This window comes from Archangium sp., from assembly GCF_045802675.1.
Classification (GTDB): domain Bacteria; phylum Myxococcota; class Myxococcia; order Myxococcales; family Myxococcaceae; genus Archangium.
In genome coordinates, this window is the sequence record NZ_JBJMQO010000087.1 from 43,370 (window position 1) to 58,402 (window position 15,033).

Consider the following 15,033-nt stretch of genomic DNA (forward strand, 5'->3'; position numbering starts at 1 on the left):
CAGTCGAGTCATCCCCAAAACCCAGACACCCATCCCCGTCAGGTTATGAATCCCTCTGTATTCCATTCACGCCGTCGTAGGTCCCTCTGCGCCGTGTTGCTGTCGGCCAGCATGCTGACCGCGGGTTGTGATCAGACGCCGACCTCCACCGATGAAGATCAGGCCACGCCGCTGGACGAGTCCCGGGCGGGTCTGGCTTCTTGCGCGCGAACCATCACCGCGGACGTGGTCGCGATCGACCAGGTCATCACCTACAACCGCTTCGGGGCGTTCAACCCGGTGGGCATGGTGTACGCCCTGAAGCGGGACGTGGTGGCGGTGGATTCCTCCTCGCCGGTGGGGCCGGGCAATGCGCGGCTGCGGGATGGCAAGCGCCCGCGCCCGCTGACGCTGCGCGCGAACGTGGGAGACTGCCTCAAGGTCAACTTCACCAACTGGCTGGCGCCCACGAGGGATCAGATCTCCCTGTCCGGCGTGCCGGCCTGGGCCTTCGACCGGCAGCCCCCGCCCCCGGAGCCGGGCGAGCCACCGGAGCCGGCGAATGGCGACTTCCGCGATGATTCTCCGGCGACGCGGCTCGCCTCGTTCCACGTCAATGGCTTGCAGCCGTTGGATGCGATGTCGGACGGCGCGAACGTGGGGCTCAACGCGAGCTCGCTGGCGATGCCGGGCGAGACCCGCACCTACAACTGGTACGCGACCAGCGAGGGCGCCTTCTTCGTCCACAGCATGGGCGCTCCGGTGGGCGGCGAGGGCAATGGCGGCTCGACGACGCACGGCCTGTTCGGCGCGGTGAACGTGGAGCCGTCCGGCTCCGTCTGGTACCGCTCGCAGGTCACCGCGGCGCAGCTGGCGGCGGCGCGGCGCAAGGACCCGGCCACGGGCCAGCCGCTGACGAACCCGGACGGCACGCCGCTCATCGACTACGACGCGCTGGACGCCCAGGGCATCCCCCTGCTGCGCATCGCGACCACCTCGGGGGAGATCGTCCACGGCGACCTGAACGCCATCATCTCCGGCTTCAACGGCACCTCGATGAACACCAACGTCGCGGCGAGCGAGGGCCGCTTCCGCGAGTTCACCGTCCTCTTCCATGACGAGATGAAGGCGGTGCAGGCCTTCGAGGAGCTGGACACGCGCTCCATGCTGCACGGAATCCGGGACGGCTTCGGCATCAACTATGGCGCCTCGGGCCTGGGCTCGGAGCTGCTGGCCAACCGCAAGAAGCTCGGCCCCACGAAGGACTGCGCCGAGTGCAAGTTCGAGGAGTTCTTCCTCGAGTCCTGGGCCAACGGAGACCCGGCGCTCAACGTGGAGCGGGACGCGGAGGGCAGGGCGGTGGCGGCGCTCTACCCGGATGACCCGTCCAACGTGCACCACAGCTACCTGGGCGACCCGGTGCGCATCCGCAACATCCACGCGGGGCCCAAGGAGACGCACGTCTTCCACCTGCACGGCCACCAGTGGCTGCACTCGTGGGCGGACGACAACTCCACGTACCTGGACTCGCAGACCATCGGCCCCGGCGGCTCCTTCACCTACGACATCACCTATGGCGGCGCGGGCAATCGCAACCTCACGGTGGGCGACGCCATCTTCCACTGCCACCTCTACCCGCACTTCGCGCAGGGCATGTGGGCGCTGTGGCGGGCGCATGACGTCTTCGAGTCGGGCACGCAGGACCGCAAGCTGCCCGACGCGGAGATCGCCGGAGGCACGCCCAACCCGGCGGTGGTGCCCATCCCCGGCCGCGCCATGCCGCCCATGCCCACGTACGAGCCCACCACGGTGACGCTCGCCAGCGGTGGCACCGCGGTGCGCCCGGCCGTCCCCGGCTACCCCTTCTTCACCGCGGGTGTCCCCGGCCACCGCGCGCCGCAGCCGCCGCTCGACCTGGAGCACAACGGCGGCCTGCCCCGTCACATCATCACCGGCGTGCCCGCCACGGCGGACGCGGTGCAGTACGGCCGCCGCGGCGAGTTCGACGTCGAGGTGCACAAGGCCCACGTCAAGCTGCTGCCCGATGACGGCACTCCGGCCGAGAAGACGGCCATGCAGTACCACGCGGGCCAGCTCCCCGACGCCGCGCGCATCACCACGCGCTACGGCTGGCCGGCGGCGGGCTACCCGGCCTACACCTCCGAGGGCCAGTCCAGCTGGTTCCTCGTCAACGGCCAGCCGCCCAAGCCCGGTGCGCCCTTCTCCGAGCCCTGCAAGCCGGGCTCGCCCGAGCGCAACTACCGCGCCGCCTACGTGCAGACGGACCTGACGGTGAACCGCGCGGGCTGGCACGATCCGCAGGGACGCCTCATGGTGCTCGAGCGCGACGTGCAGGCCACGCTGGACCACACCCGCACGCCCGAGCCCTTCTTCTTCCGCGCCAACTCCGGCGAGTGCATCAACTTCACCGCCACCAACCTCATCCCGGACGTGCTCGAGGCGGATGACTTCCAGATCTTCACGCCCACGGACACCATCGGCCAGCACATCCACCTGGTGAAGTTCGACCTGACGGCCTCGGACGGCTCGGGCAACGGCTGGAACTACGAGGACGGCACCTTCTCGGCGGACGACGTGCGCGCCCGCATCGACGCGGCCAACGCGGCCGGTGGCGCCTACGCGGCGGATGGCAACCTGACGCCGACGGGCTCGCGCGTCTTCCTCGCCGCCTCCTCGCACCCGCGCATCCCCGGCGCTCCGCTGGGCGCGCAGAGCACCCGCCAGCGCTGGTGGGCGGATCCGCTCGTCAACAGCGCGGGCAAGGACCGCACCATCCGCACCGTCTTCACGCATGACCACTTCACGCCCTCGTCCGCGCAGCACCACGGCTTCTACGGCGCGCTGGTGGTGGAGCCCACGGGCAGCACCTGGAGGGATCCGGTGTCGGGCGCGGTCTTCGGTACGCGCGACGACGGCGGCCCCACGAGCTACCGGGCGGACATCCTCACCTCGAACACCGCCGACAGCTTCCGCGAGTTCAACCTGGCCTTCGCGGACTACGCCATCGTCTACGACGCCAGTGGCGTGCCGGTGAATCCTCCCACCATCCACGAGGTGGAGCTGCCCCGAGCGGTGGAGCACCCGGCGGGCGTGGTGGCCCCCGAGGCCATCTCCACCAAGGACCCGGGCACCATGCTCATCAACTACCGCAACGAGCCCCTGCCGCTGCGCGTCGCCGCTCGCGATCCGGGCGGCGTGTGGGCTCCGAGGCCGGGCGACCTGGGCGACATGGCCAACGTGTTCCGCTCGGACCTGCATGGAGACCCCTTCACCCCGCTGCTGCCGGTGTACGAGGGCGACAAGGTGCAGATCCGGATGATTCAAGGCGCGCAGGAGGACCAGCACGTCTTCACCCTCAATGGGCTGAAGTGGCTGCACGAGCCGGACCGCAAGGACAGTGGCTTCGTGAACGGGCAGGCCATCGGCATCTCCGAGCACATGGAGTTCGCGCTGGAGATTCCGGGCAACAAGAACCTGCTCGGCGCGGCGGACTACCTGTACCAGGGCGCTTCCACGGATGACCTGTGGAACGGCATGTGGGGCATCATCCGCTCGTATGGCCAGACGCGCTCGGACCTGAAGACGCTGCCCAACAACCCCACGCGTCTGGATTTGACGAAGACGGTGCCGGCCTGCCCGCCGTCGGCGCCGAAGCGGCTGTACACCGTCCACGCCATCGCCGCGAAGGGCAACCTTCCGGGTGGCAAGCTCGTGTACAACCAGAAGTACGGGCTGTACGACCCGGACGCCCTCCTCTTCGTGAAGGAGGAGCAACTGGCCGCGGTGCGCTCGGGCGCGCGCAAGCCGGAGCCGCTCATCCTCCGGGCCGCCGCCGGCGAGTGCGTGGAGGTGAAGCTCATCAACGACCTGCCCGCCCAGCTCACCCGCTCCCCGCACTGGAACTACCTGACTCCCATCACCGAGGGCTTCAACATCAACCAGGCCCCCATGTCGAGCCAGGTGTCGCTGCATCCGCAGCTGGTGCAGTACGACGTGAACAAGGCGGACGGTGCCAACATTGGCTACAACAGCGTGCAGACGGTGGCCCCCGGCCAGTCGCGCACGTACCAGTGGTACGCCGGCCGCTACGAGGTGACGAAGGCCGCCGCGGGCCTCAACATCCTGCTCGACCCCGTGCTGTCGCTGCTCTACCAGGCCGCGGACTACAAGCTCGTGGACCAGAGCGGCAACACGCTCATGTTCGACGGCAAGCCGGTGGAGATGGGCGCCGTCAACCTGCGCGACATGGCGGACGTGGTGAACCACGGCATGCACGGCGCCGTGGGCACGCTCATCGTCGAGCCGCAGGGCGCCACGTGGACCGTGGATGCGGCCTCCGAGGCCCAGGCCACGGTGAACTACAAGACCCGGAGCGGCACCGCGGCGTCCTTCCGCGAGTTCGTGCTCATCTACCAGGACGAGCTCGCGCTCCACGGCGACAACCCGGCCTTCCAGGCGGGAGACCCCTCGCTCAACGCGGGCACCACGCTGCGCAACATGGGCAGCGCGGATGATGCCGAGGACACCGGCCACAAGGGCTTCAACTACCGCACCGAGCCCCTCTGGGCCCGGCTCGGCCTGCCGCCCCACGCCGACGAGGGCACGGCGAACGATCAGCAGTACGGCAACATCTTCAGCTCGTCCGTGTACGGGGACCCGGAGACGCCGGTGTTCACCGTGAAGGCGGGCACGCCGTACCGCATCCGCGTGGTGCAGCCCTCGGGGCACGCGCGCCAGCATGCCTTCACCCTGCACGGCGCCGAGTGGATGCATGACGCCTGGCAGGATGGCTCGGGCTCCGACTTCATCGGCTCGAATACGAAGTCCTGCGCCGTGGGTACCCAGGACGGCATGTCGGTGATGAAGGCCTGGAACTTCGTGCCGCTGTACGGCGCGGGTGGCCCGAACGCCATCCCCGGGGACTACATGTACCGGGACCAGGCCAACGCCATGCTCAACAACGGCATGTGGGGCATCGTCCGGGTGACGCCGTAGCGGAGTCGCATCCGATCCCGGGGCGGCGTGGGTCCTCGCGCCGCCCCTTCCGCCATCTCTTTCCGTGTCATCCCTCTCATGAAGAAGCTCATTGCATTGTGCGCGCTGGGATTGTTCGTCCTGGGCGCGGCCATCGTCGGTCTGCTCCGCGGCCCCCAGTCGCGGGTGCCCTCGCTCGGCGTGAGGCCCTCCGAGAATCATCTGGAGTCCACTGCCGGCCCGGCCTTCACCCCGGAGGTCTCGCGCATCGAGCGCGAGGGCCTCTCCATCCAGCTCGAGCTGCGTCCGGCCGTGGGCGCGGGCCCCGTGGTGGCGCAGTCCGAGGCCATCGCCACCTTCACCCTCACGGATGCCCGCTCCGGCCAGCCCGTGCGAGGCGCGCGCCCGCTCGGGTGGATGTCCCTGCGCGACGGCAAGGACACCCCCTCGGACGCGCAGTGCACCGCGAAGGTGAAGACGTTCCTGGGCGGACTGCTGTCGGTGCAGGCGGACGCGGACCTGAACTCCTACTTCGTCCTCGCGCTGAACCACGACAACACCATCTCCGTCATCAACCCGCAGCTCGCCTTCAACCGCACGAAGCTGCGCAGCCTCGTCACCCTCTCCGCGCCCGCGGCGGACTGGGCGCTGCACCCGGATCGCGGCGCGCTGTACGTGAGCCTGCCCACCGCCAACCGCGTCACGCGCGTGGACATGCGCACCTTCCTGGCCACCGTCAACCTGGACGTGGGGCGCTCGCCCTCGCGCCTGGTGTTCGCTCCGGATGGGCGCACGCTCTGGGTGGGCAACGATGGGGACGGCACCGTCACCGTCATCGACCACCGCACGCAGAAGGTGCTCGCCACCGTGGACGTGGGCGAGGGACACCACGAGCTCGCCTTCGCCGACGACGGGCGCACGGCGTGGGTGACCAGCGCGGACTCGGACGAGGTGACGGTGATCGACACCGTCTCCTTCGAGCCCCTCCAGCGCGTGCCGGTGGGACGTGGGGCGGTGGCCATCGCCGCCAGTGATACGGCTCGCGCGGTGTACGTGGCCAATGGCCGCACGGGCGAGGTCGTGGTGCTCCACGGCCGGACCTTCGCGGTGTCGAGCCGGGTGGCGCTCGCGCCCGGGCTGAACGCGCTGCGGTTCGATCCCTCCGGACGCTGGGTGTTCGCGGTGAATGGCTCGCGCGACGAGGTGACGGTGGTGGATGCCTCGTCGGCCCGGGTGCGGCACGTGCTCCACGGCTTCGACTCGCCCGACGCGGTGTCCTTCACGGAGGGCTATGCCTACGTGCGCAGCAGCGGCAGCCCGCGCATCTCGCTGGTGACACTGGCCTCGCTGGACAAGCCGGACGCTCCGGGCGTGGTGGATGTGCAGGTCGGCCAGAAGGCGCCCGCCCAGGCGCTGCGTCCCGGGAGCGCGGGCCCGCTCGTCCCCGTGCCCGAGGGCGATGGCGTCATCGTGTCCAGCCCGGCGGACAAGGCCCTCTATTTCTACCGCGAGGGAATGATGGCCCCCATGGGCACGCTGCTGAACTACGGCCGCGAGCCGAGGGCCGTGCTCGTCCTGAATCAATCCCTCCAGGAGGTGCGGCCCGGGGTGTACAGCACGCAGGTGCGGGTGAAGGAGGCCGGCACCTACGACGTGGCCTTCCTGCTGGACAGCCCGCGCGTCGTCGCCTGCATGGAGCAGCGGGTGGGGGACCCGGGCAACGAGGGCTCGAGGCGGCCGCACCCGGTGGAGCTCGAGCCACGGTTCGACACCACCGTACGCAGGCGCGCAGGTGAGACGCACGCGCTGCGCTTCCGGCTGGTGGACCCGGGCGCCCGCAAGCCCGTGAGCGCCGGGGAGATCTCCGTCCTCGTCTTCCGCGGCCCCGGCTCGTGGCAGTGGCGCGGCACTCCGCGCGCGGTGGGTCCGGACGAGTTCGAGGTCTCCTTCCGGCCTCCCGGTCCGGGCGAGTTCAAGTTCCTGGTCGGAGTGGAGTCGCGCGGTGCGCCGTTCGGCACGCTCCGGCCCATCACACTGGGCGTGGTGGAGGGGACGAGCGCGAGCGACACCCCGAGCCTCGCCGTGGGAGCCAATCCATGAAGGCGCCTCTGAAAACCCTGGCGCTGGCGCTGTCGTTGGCCGGCCCGATGGCCATGGCGGGAGAGCAGGACACGGCGGCTCCCCCTCCGGCGCGCAGTGAGCAGGCGCGGAAGCTGGAGATCCCCGACGAGCAGCTCGTCGATCAGGACGGCAGGCCGGTGCGCCTGTACTCGGACCTGATGAAGGGGAGGGTGGTGGCGGTGAACTTCGTGTTCACCACGTGCAGCACCATCTGCTCGCCGATGACGGCCGTCTTCAGCCGTCTGCAGAAGGAGCTGGGCGAGCGGCTGGGCCGCGACGTGTACCTCATCTCCATCTCGTTGGACCCGGCGACGGACACCCCCGAGCGCCTCGCGCGCTATGCCGGGAAGTTCGACCGGCACGAGGGCTGGACGTTCGTCACCGGCCCGTCCGATCGCGTGAAGCGCGCGCTCACCGCCCTCGGCGGTGCCGTGGCCACCAAGGAGACGCACACCCCCGTGGTGCTGCTCGGCAACGAGGCCACCGGCGAGTGGACGCGCGCCTATGGCCTCTCCGCTCCCAAGCAGCTCGCCGGGCAGCTCGAGGCCCTCCTGCCGAAGAACCCGAAGCACCCGGCGAAGACCCTTTCCCCCACCGCACGAAACACCCCATGAACCCCAGAACCCTCACCTTCCTCTTCGTCCTCGCCTCTCTCTCTCCGCTGCGCGCGGGGGCCCAGGGCTCCGTCCCCGCGCCGAAGCCCGAGCGCCTGCCCATCTCCCAAGGCGCCGGGGCGGATGCCGCCGCGGCCCGGTACTTCACCGACACCGAGCTCGTCGATCAGGACGGCAAGCCACGCCGGTTCTACTCGGACCTCATCCGGGGCAAGACGGTGCTGATCAACTTCGCCTTCGCCTCGTGCAAGACGGCGTGCTCGCCCATCACCGCGAACCTGGCGCGCGTGCAGCGGCTGCTCGGGCCCCGTCTGGGCAAGGACATCCACATGATCACCATTACCGTGGATCCGGTGAACGACACGCCCGCGAAGCTCAAGGGCTTCTCCCAGCGCTTCCAGGCGGGCCCGGGCTGGTACTTCCTCTCCGGCTCGCGGGCCAACGTCGAGGTCGTGCTCAAGCGCCTGGGCGGCTACACCGAGAACCCGGAGCAGCACCTGACCTCGGTCATCATCGGCGACTCCGTCACCGGCACCTGGCTCAAGGCCCTGGCCATGGCCCCTCCCGAAAACCTCGCCTACGCGGTGGAGCACCTCAACGATGCGGCGCCTTGATCGCCGCGTCATGCGGCCACAGTCCCGTAAGTGGTGGCTCCTCGTGGTGCCGCTCCTGGTGCTCTGCGCGTGGGCGGGTCCGCGCCTGCTGCGCTCGCACGGGGCGTCGTCCGTGCGGCGCGGTGGGCCTCTCTCCGAGCCGGAGCTGCGCGGCAAGGCCCTCTTCCTGCGCGGGGTGACGTCCTCGGGAGCGCCCCTGGTGGGGCGTCTGGGTCCCGAGGGCGTGGAACTCTCCGGTGCGGACGCGGCCTGTGGCCATTGTCATGGGCCGAGGGGCAGGGGCACGGGCGAGGGCGGCGTGGCGGCCCCGAGCATCCAGGCCTCGCGGCTGTTCGCGCCCGTGTCCCGGGCGGACGCTGACACCGGCCAGTGGGAGCGCCCCGCGTATGACGACCGCTCGCTCACCGAGGCGCTCCGCCGGGGGGTCGCGTCCGGCGGGCGGGCGCTGGGCCCGGTGATGCCCCGCTTCGCGCTGCCGGAGCGGGAGCTGGAGGATCTCCTGGCCTACCTGCACCGGCTCGGGGAGGACGGGGAGCCGGGGGTGTACGAGGACCGGCTGGTGCTCGGGGTGGCGTTACCCCTCAGCGGCAGGCTGGCTTCGGCTGGAAAGGACGTGCGGGCGGTGCTGGAGGCCTCGTTCGAGGAGGTGAACCAGCAGGGCGGGGTGTTCGGCCGCCGGCTGGAGCTGCGCGTGGAGGACGATTCACTGACGGTGGAGGGCTCGGACGCGACGGGCCGGTTGGTGAACGCCGGGGTATTCGCGCTGGTGGGCAGCCTGCGCACGGGTCCGCGCGAGTCGGATGCCCGGCTGGAGCGGGAGGAGATTCCGCTCGTCGCACCGGTGGGCTTGTCGGATGCGCACGTGGAGCGCGGCGGGCGGATGATCTTCTATGTGTACCCGGGGCCGGAGCTGCAGGCGCGGGTGGCGGTGCAGCACCTGCACGGAGCGTGGGACCGCCGGCACACCGAGCCCGTGCTCGCGGTGCTCCACCCGCGTGACGAAGCCGGGGAGGCCTGGGCGCGAGGCGCGAGCACCGAGGCCGTGCGCCGCGAGTGGCCGGCTCCGAAGACGTTCACCTATGCGCCGGGCCGGTTCGACGCGGCGGAGGCCGCCCGGTGGCTGGAGGGCACCCGAGCCACCGCGGTGTTGTTCTCCGGGACGGCCGACGAGCTGTCCGCGCTCCTGTCCGGGCAGCGCGCCACGAGCGGGCTCGTTCCCATCTACGCCTCGGGTCTCCTGGCAAGACCGGAGGGGACGGCCGCACGGGCGTGGGAGCAGGTGCGGTTCGTCCAGCCCTCGCCGCCCGCGGAGGAACACGCGGCGGGGATTCAGGAGTTCGAGTCCTTCCTGCGGAGGCACACCCTGGCGCCGGGGAACCTCGCGTTCCAGATGAACGCCTATGCCTCGGCGAGGCTGTTGGTGGAAGCGCTGCGCCGGAGCGGGGCGGACCTCAACCGGGCGGGGCTCGTGTCGGCGCTGGAGTCCTTCCAGGACGTGGACACGGGCGTCACCGGGCCCATCACCTTTGGCTCTCAGGGCCGGGTGGGGCTGCGCGGAGGCTTCATCGTGAGGTGGGGCGCGGACTCGTGGGAGCTGACGCCGCTGTCGGACTGGATTGCCCTCTCACCCTGAGAGGGATTGTCTCAGCGCCGGGTCAAATCCCACAGCGTGAGCTGCCGGGTGCGGGGGTCCAGCGAGTAGGAACCCTCGTATCCGGCGAGCTGGAGCCGGATGGGATGGTGGCCCTCGGAGTCGTGCACCCATTGCCGCATCGCGGCGAGCCGGGCGGCGTCCTGGAGCTTGCGCTCGATGGCCGCACGGCTCCGGCGAGGCGCCTTGTCCAGCACGGCGCGGACGTGGGGTGGGATTTGCACCTCGTACGGCTGAGGGGTGGAGGGGGCGGGGAGGTCGTTCTGGGTTTCGAAGAGATTCTCGGAACGGCGCATCGGTACCAGGACTCGCGGCAGCGCTCAGCGGACACACCTGGGCAGGGGTCGCGGGTGGGGGCGCTTTGGTACCCGTTTTCAGGGGGGAAGGTAAAGAGACCTTCAGTCCAAAGGAGCGGCTCGGGCCGCTCCTACTTGGTATCCAGCGAGAAGACTCCATCCCAGTCCTCGGGAGGAGGCCGGGCGCTCAAGGCCTCGCAGCGGGCGGCGAAGACGCGCGAGGGCGCATCCCCGGGCGAGGCGAGGAAGGCCTCGCGGGCCTCGGTGAAGCGGCGGGCGCGGTAGAGGGCGAGCCCCTCGGCGAAGCGGGCCAGGTGCGCGGGTGGCGGGGCTCCGCCCACGTCCACCAATTCATAGACACGCACGGGGAGCTGCCGGCCCTTCACGCGCAGCCAATCCAACTCCCGGGCGAGCACGGCGTCTCCGGCCTCCCTCACCGTGTCCTCGGACACGAGCGTGCGGGTGCCATACACCTTGGCCGCGCCCTCGAGCCGCGAGGCCAGGTTCACCGAGTCCCCGATGACGGTGTAGTCCTGCGCCACGCGCGAGCCGATGTTGCCCACCACGCCCGCTCCGGTGTTGATGCCGATGCGGCAGTCCAGCCGGGGCATGCCGCGCGCCTGGAGCTCGGGGGCCAGCACGTCCACCACGTGCAAGAGGCCGAGCGCCGTGAGGCAGGCCCTCGCCGCGTGGTCCTGCTGGGGCAGCGGCGCGTTCCAGAAGCACATGATGGCGTCGCCGATGAACTTGTCGAGCGTGGCGCCGTGGCGGACGAGCACCTCGGTGGCGCGCTCGAAGTAGCCGTTGAGCAGGTCCACGAGCGCCTCCGGGCTCATCTCCTCGCTCAGCGAGGTGAAGCCCACCAGGTCGATGAAGAGCACGGTGAGCTCGCGGCGCTCGCCGCCGGGGGCCGCCTTCTCCGGGTTGCGGATGAGCTCGTCCACCACCTGCGGCGCCAGGTAGCGCTTGAAGAGGCCTTGAATCTGATCCCTCTGGCGCAGGCCGGCGACCATCTCGTTGAAGGCGCCGGCGAGCCGGCCCACCTCGTCCGTGCCCTGGACGGGCACCTCCACGTCCAGCGAGCCCAGCCGCACCCTGCGCGCGGCGGCCTCCAGCTGCACCAGGGGCGCGGACAGGCGGCGCGCGAGCAGCACGGCCAGGACGAACGCCAGGAGCATCACGCCCACCGCCCTGGGCAGCAGCCTGGCGCGGAACCCGTCGAGGATGGGATCGATCTCCGCGTCCAGATCTCGCATGACGAACGCCCGGCCGATGCGCTTCTCCTTCACGTCCCGGAAGACGTTGCCGCGCACCAGGTAGTGGTGGTTTCCGATGCTCGTCTCGACGGTCTCTCCCGGAGTGGAGGACAGTGCCTCGCTCAGCTCTCGAGGGTCGGGGAAGGTGGTGGCCAGGGCGCCATCCGCGGAGAGCAGGGCGAAGTGGGCTCGGGCCCCCTGCATGTCGGCCCCCGAGAGCCCCTGCTCCAGCGAGTCCTTGAGCAGCAGCTCCTTCACCCACCGGCCCGACAGCACCACGCCGATCGGCCGGGCGCCCTCGCTGCCAGAGGTGGTGACGCGGTGGGCGTGCACGAGCAGCAGATCTTCCTTGTGCTTGCGGATGGTCTCCGGGGGCACGAAGGTGAAGGGCAGCTTGCTCAGCGTCGCGGGAGACCAGAGCTCGGAGGCGAAGTCCCCATTCAGCGCCAGCTCCAGGACGTTCAGTCCGTCCACCGTGGCGCCCACCTGCTCGTCATCTCCCCGGGTGAAGACGAGCCGCTTGCGCACGTTGAAGAAGGCCCAGATGCGCTCCTCCTCCTTGTCGCTCCATCCGAAGGCCTCGGTGTCGGCGGAGAGGATGACCTCGTGCGCGCCCTGGATGCCCTCGAGCTCCGCGTCGCCGTCATCCAGGCCGGCGGCGCTGTCATCCGAGTTCACGGTGAGGGCCACGTCCTTGAACGTGCGATCGCGCGCCTGCGCATCGGCCACGCCGCGGAGTCGATCCTGGGTGGCCTGCGCGAGCCGCTGGAAGGCCTCCTGCGTGCGAGCCAGGTCGTCGCTGATCTTCTGCTCGGCGGCCTCCTCCACCGCATGGGTGGTGGCGATCAGCGCCACGCCGAGCGCCAGGCCCGCGAGCAGCATGAAGGCCACCACGAGCCGGACGGCGAGCGAGCTCCACCCCCAGGTGCCCGCGGTGCGCGGGGGGGACTCCCGCGGGGTATCAGTAGCCATCGGGATGGGTGGAGTACGAGCGGCCGCGCTTGTCCGCGTGGCTGTCGTCGGCCCGGGTCTCGGTCAGCTCCAGCGACACCACCGTCTCCTGGCCGGGCTTCACGGTGACCTCGCTGCGGGACACGTCGCTGCGCTCGTCGCGCCGGTGCACCGCGAACAGCGGGTAGGTGCCGGGAGGCACGCCCGTGAGCACGAAGCGCCCATCCGGCCCGGTGACGGCGACGGCGCGGTTGGGCACCACCACCAGCGTGGCCACCATCTGCTCGTGGATGTCGCAGTACACGTCGACAATCCCCGTCTTCTTGAAGGTCTCCGTGTAGTCCTCGCCCGGACGGTTCTTGCCCGCGTCGAACTTCTGGGCGCGCGAGCGGGAGAAGACGTTGTGCACCACCACGTCGTTGTTGGAGAAGCGCACCTTCTGCCCGGCCACCACGGCCACCACCGACGGCTGGAAGGCCTTGTTGCGCTGGGCCATGTCGACCTCGCTCGCGGGAGGAGGCTCGGTATAGCCGGTGAGGTAGACGACCACGCCGGAGCGGTCCGCCTTGGGGACGGAGCGGCCATCGGGGCCCTGGACGGTGACGCGGACCTCGCCGCGCACGGTGCCCTGCTGCGCGGCGGCGAGCGGGGCGGCGAGGGACAACAGCAGAATCAGAGCGCCACGGCCCATATCAACCTCGGCATGAACTGGGGGGTTTCCGGGAAGAGGGGGGTGAGCCCCACCATGACCCCGAGCGTGACCCACGAGCGGCCGAACGTCCAGGCCAGGTCCGCGCCCACGAAGTGGTGCTGCCCGCCCGGAATCCCCTGGAGGGGAATCTCCCCGAAGGCCTCGAGCGAGCCCCGCAGCTCCTCCTCCTCGCCGAATACCGGGTACGACACGCCGGCCGCATAGGTGCCGAGCAGCCGCGCGGGCTCCTCGCTCCCCCGGAGCGCGGGGAGGCCCACCTGCGCGCCCAGGTCGAGCGCCAGGCGCAGGCCGCTGTCCCACTGGTAGGACTGCACCAGGTTGGCGTTCACCCCCGAGGGCTGCGCGGAGTGGATGGACTGGTGCCAGGCGACGCGCAGCAGGGGCTGCCAGGGGCTGTCGTCTCCGCGGGGGTTGAGGCGCAGGCGCAGGTCCGCCTCGAAGGAGTCCAGCCGCGTGGTGTCCCGGGTGGCCAGCACCTGGAAGGGCACGGCCAGCTCGAGCCGCTGGGTGAGCCCGAAGACGGGGCCCCACCACACCCAATAGCTCGACCTGCGTCCCTCCAGGCCCGGCGCCCGGGCCTTGGCCCACAGCCACTGCTCGAGCTCCACGTCGCCCTTGGGGACGATCTCCGTGTCGTAGACCCAGATGAAGGGCCGGCGTCCGGCCTCGGCCGGCGCGGGAAGCACCGCCACGGCGAGCACCGCCAGCAACATCACGAAACCCCGTACCGCGCTCATCTGCCCTCCCGGAGCTGACGTCCAGGGTACAGGCATATCCGATGAACCGGGGTGCGTGGGAGCAAGATGGCCCGGCGCGCTTGCCGGGGCGCCCCTCCGGGTGCTTGGAGCTTCAGGCGAAAGGCCGGAGCGGCACGGGCTCCGGCCCCCGGTACCTCAGGGCAGCTTGAGGTTGATGTTGAAGGTGTATGCCACGCTGACGGTGCGGCCCTGGAAGGTCACCGGACGGTAGTGGCGGCTCGTCAGCGATTCCATCACCGCCTCGTCCATGAAGGGCAGTCCCCGGATGATGCGGCAGTTCTGCACATCGCCTTCCCGGGTGATGGTGCACTTGGCGATGATGACGCCGCTGACGTGCGCGCGGGCCGCCTCGGACGTGTACTGCAACTGCACGCCGGTGGAGACGAGCTGCGGCGGGGTCATCCCGGTGCCGAACGGGAGCACCTCCTCGCCCGTGCTCGCGCCGGTGCCGTTGCCCAGCATCATGCCGGCGATGGCCGTGGCCCCGGGGACGCCGCCCGTCTCCACGCCGTTGGGATCGCTGCCGGGGACGTAGGGCAGGTCATTGGCCTCGGTCTCCGGCTCGTCCGGGGGAGGCGTGGCCTCGGCGGTCTGCTCCGGCTCCTTGGGCGGAGGCGGGATGTTCTTGGGCTGCACCAGCTCGGTCCTGGGCTTCTTGGGCTTGGGCGGAGTCGTCGCCGCGACCTTGGGCGGGTTGGGGTTGCCCTTGGGCGGCTGGGGGGGACGGACCCAACTGATCTCGATCTCCTTCTGGGCCTGCTCCATGGCCCTGCCCGACAGTCCGAGCACCCCGGCGAAGACGCCCGCGTGCACCATCAAGGACACCCACATCCCCGCTCCGAACCGACCCGCGCTCAATCCCGGCTGATTGATGACCGACTGGAACATTTGGCAATCCCTCCTGGCTGACACCCCGTAACCTACGGAGTCGGGGAGGGCGGGTGGCCTTGGGCCGACCATCTCTTCGTCATGGTTTTGTCATGGACCCGGGGCTCCAAGCGGCTGCCCCACCCCGCGGAGGGGGTGGAGGGTGAAGCAGGTGGCACTCCCGGCGGTGACCTGACCGGAGCAGAAGGCGCCGCGCAT

10 protein-coding genes are annotated in these 15,033 nt (G+C 70.4%); 5 read left to right on the plus strand and 5 right to left on the minus strand.

All coding sequences use genetic code 11. The features are described 5' to 3' along the window. The first annotated feature begins 93 nt into the window (after positions 1 to 93). From ACJ8AN_RS24985 to ACJ8AN_RS25005, 5 genes are all read left to right on the plus strand, one after another. A complete protein-coding gene (locus ACJ8AN_RS24985; RefSeq protein WP_407757963.1) occupies positions 94 to 4,995 on the plus strand; it encodes a copper oxidase in 4,902 nt (1,633 codons plus the stop codon). A gap of 78 nt (positions 4,996 to 5,073) precedes the next feature. After that, positions 5,074 to 7,074 carry a cytochrome D1 domain-containing protein gene (locus tag ACJ8AN_RS24990; protein ID WP_407757964.1) on the plus strand — a complete coding sequence of 667 codons (2,001 nt, stop codon included), beginning with the start codon at positions 5,074 to 5,076 and terminating at the stop codon, positions 7,072 to 7,074. After that, positions 7,071 to 7,709 (plus strand): SCO family protein, encoded by a 639-nt coding sequence (locus ACJ8AN_RS24995; protein WP_407757965.1) that lies wholly within the window; start codon positions 7,071 to 7,073, stop codon positions 7,707 to 7,709. The genes ACJ8AN_RS24990 and ACJ8AN_RS24995 overlap by 4 nt, the downstream gene beginning before the upstream one ends. After that, positions 7,706 to 8,323 (plus strand): SCO family protein, encoded by a 618-nt coding sequence (locus tag ACJ8AN_RS25000; protein WP_407757966.1) that lies wholly within the window; start codon positions 7,706 to 7,708, stop codon positions 8,321 to 8,323. Before ACJ8AN_RS24995 ends, ACJ8AN_RS25000 begins: the two co-directional genes overlap by 4 nt. Next, positions 8,310 to 9,956, plus strand: coding sequence for an ABC transporter substrate-binding protein (locus ACJ8AN_RS25005; protein ID WP_407757967.1), 1,647 nt, complete (start codon positions 8,310 to 8,312; stop codon positions 9,954 to 9,956). The genes ACJ8AN_RS25000 and ACJ8AN_RS25005 overlap by 14 nt, the downstream gene beginning before the upstream one ends. 11 nt (positions 9,957 to 9,967) lie before the next feature. On the opposite strand, the gene ACJ8AN_RS25010 is transcribed toward ACJ8AN_RS25005, so the two are convergent. From ACJ8AN_RS25010 to ACJ8AN_RS25030, 5 genes are all read right to left on the minus strand, one after another. Then, entirely contained in the window at positions 9,968 to 10,270 is a 303-nt protein-coding gene (locus ACJ8AN_RS25010; RefSeq protein ID WP_407757968.1) for a hypothetical protein, read from the minus strand. Positions 10,271 to 10,401: 131 nt separating this feature from the next. Beyond that, positions 10,402 to 12,498 carry an adenylate/guanylate cyclase domain-containing protein gene (locus ACJ8AN_RS25015; RefSeq protein WP_407757969.1) on the minus strand — a complete coding sequence of 699 codons (2,097 nt, stop codon included), beginning with the start codon at positions 12,496 to 12,498 and terminating at the stop codon, positions 10,402 to 10,404. Further along, on the minus strand, positions 12,488 to 13,168 hold the full coding sequence (locus tag ACJ8AN_RS25020; RefSeq protein WP_407757970.1) for a plastocyanin/azurin family copper-binding protein: 681 nt from the start codon (positions 13,166 to 13,168) through the stop codon (positions 12,488 to 12,490). The genes ACJ8AN_RS25015 and ACJ8AN_RS25020 overlap by 11 nt, the downstream gene beginning before the upstream one ends. Continuing rightward, positions 13,150 to 13,926 (minus strand): hypothetical protein, encoded by a 777-nt coding sequence (locus tag ACJ8AN_RS25025; RefSeq protein ID WP_407757971.1) that lies wholly within the window; start codon positions 13,924 to 13,926, stop codon positions 13,150 to 13,152. The genes ACJ8AN_RS25020 and ACJ8AN_RS25025 overlap by 19 nt, the downstream gene beginning before the upstream one ends. 156 nt (positions 13,927 to 14,082) lie before the next feature. Beyond that, positions 14,083 to 14,835 (minus strand): energy transducer TonB, encoded by a 753-nt coding sequence (locus ACJ8AN_RS25030; protein ID WP_407757972.1) that lies wholly within the window; start codon positions 14,833 to 14,835, stop codon positions 14,083 to 14,085. Positions 14,836 to 15,033: the final 198 nt, after the last annotated feature.

What these genes read in the sequence shown, in the direction of transcription:
- ACJ8AN_RS25000 (WP_407757966.1), top strand. Translation starts at nt 7,706, where the DNA reads ATGAACCCCAGAACCCTCACCTTCCTCTTCGTCCTCGCCTCTCTCTCT.
- ACJ8AN_RS24990 (WP_407757964.1), top strand. Translation starts at nt 5,074, where the DNA reads ATGAAGAAGCTCATTGCATTGTGCGCGCTGGGATTGTTCGTCCTGGGC.
- ACJ8AN_RS25030 (WP_407757972.1), bottom strand. Translation starts at nt 14,835, where the DNA reads ATGTTCCAGTCGGTCATCAATCAGCCGGGATTGAGCGCGGGTCGGTTC.
- ACJ8AN_RS25010 (WP_407757968.1), bottom strand. Translation starts at nt 10,270, where the DNA reads ATGCGCCGTTCCGAGAATCTCTTCGAAACCCAGAACGACCTCCCCGCC.
- ACJ8AN_RS25005 (WP_407757967.1), top strand. Translation starts at nt 8,310, where the DNA reads ATGCGGCGCCTTGATCGCCGCGTCATGCGGCCACAGTCCCGTAAGTGG.
- ACJ8AN_RS25020 (WP_407757970.1), bottom strand. Translation starts at nt 13,168, where the DNA reads ATGGGCCGTGGCGCTCTGATTCTGCTGTTGTCCCTCGCCGCCCCGCTC.
- ACJ8AN_RS24995 (WP_407757965.1), top strand. Translation starts at nt 7,071, where the DNA reads ATGAAGGCGCCTCTGAAAACCCTGGCGCTGGCGCTGTCGTTGGCCGGC.
- ACJ8AN_RS25025 (WP_407757971.1), bottom strand. Translation starts at nt 13,926, where the DNA reads ATGAGCGCGGTACGGGGTTTCGTGATGTTGCTGGCGGTGCTCGCCGTG.
- ACJ8AN_RS25015 (WP_407757969.1), bottom strand. Translation starts at nt 12,498, where the DNA reads ATGGCTACTGATACCCCGCGGGAGTCCCCCCCGCGCACCGCGGGCACC.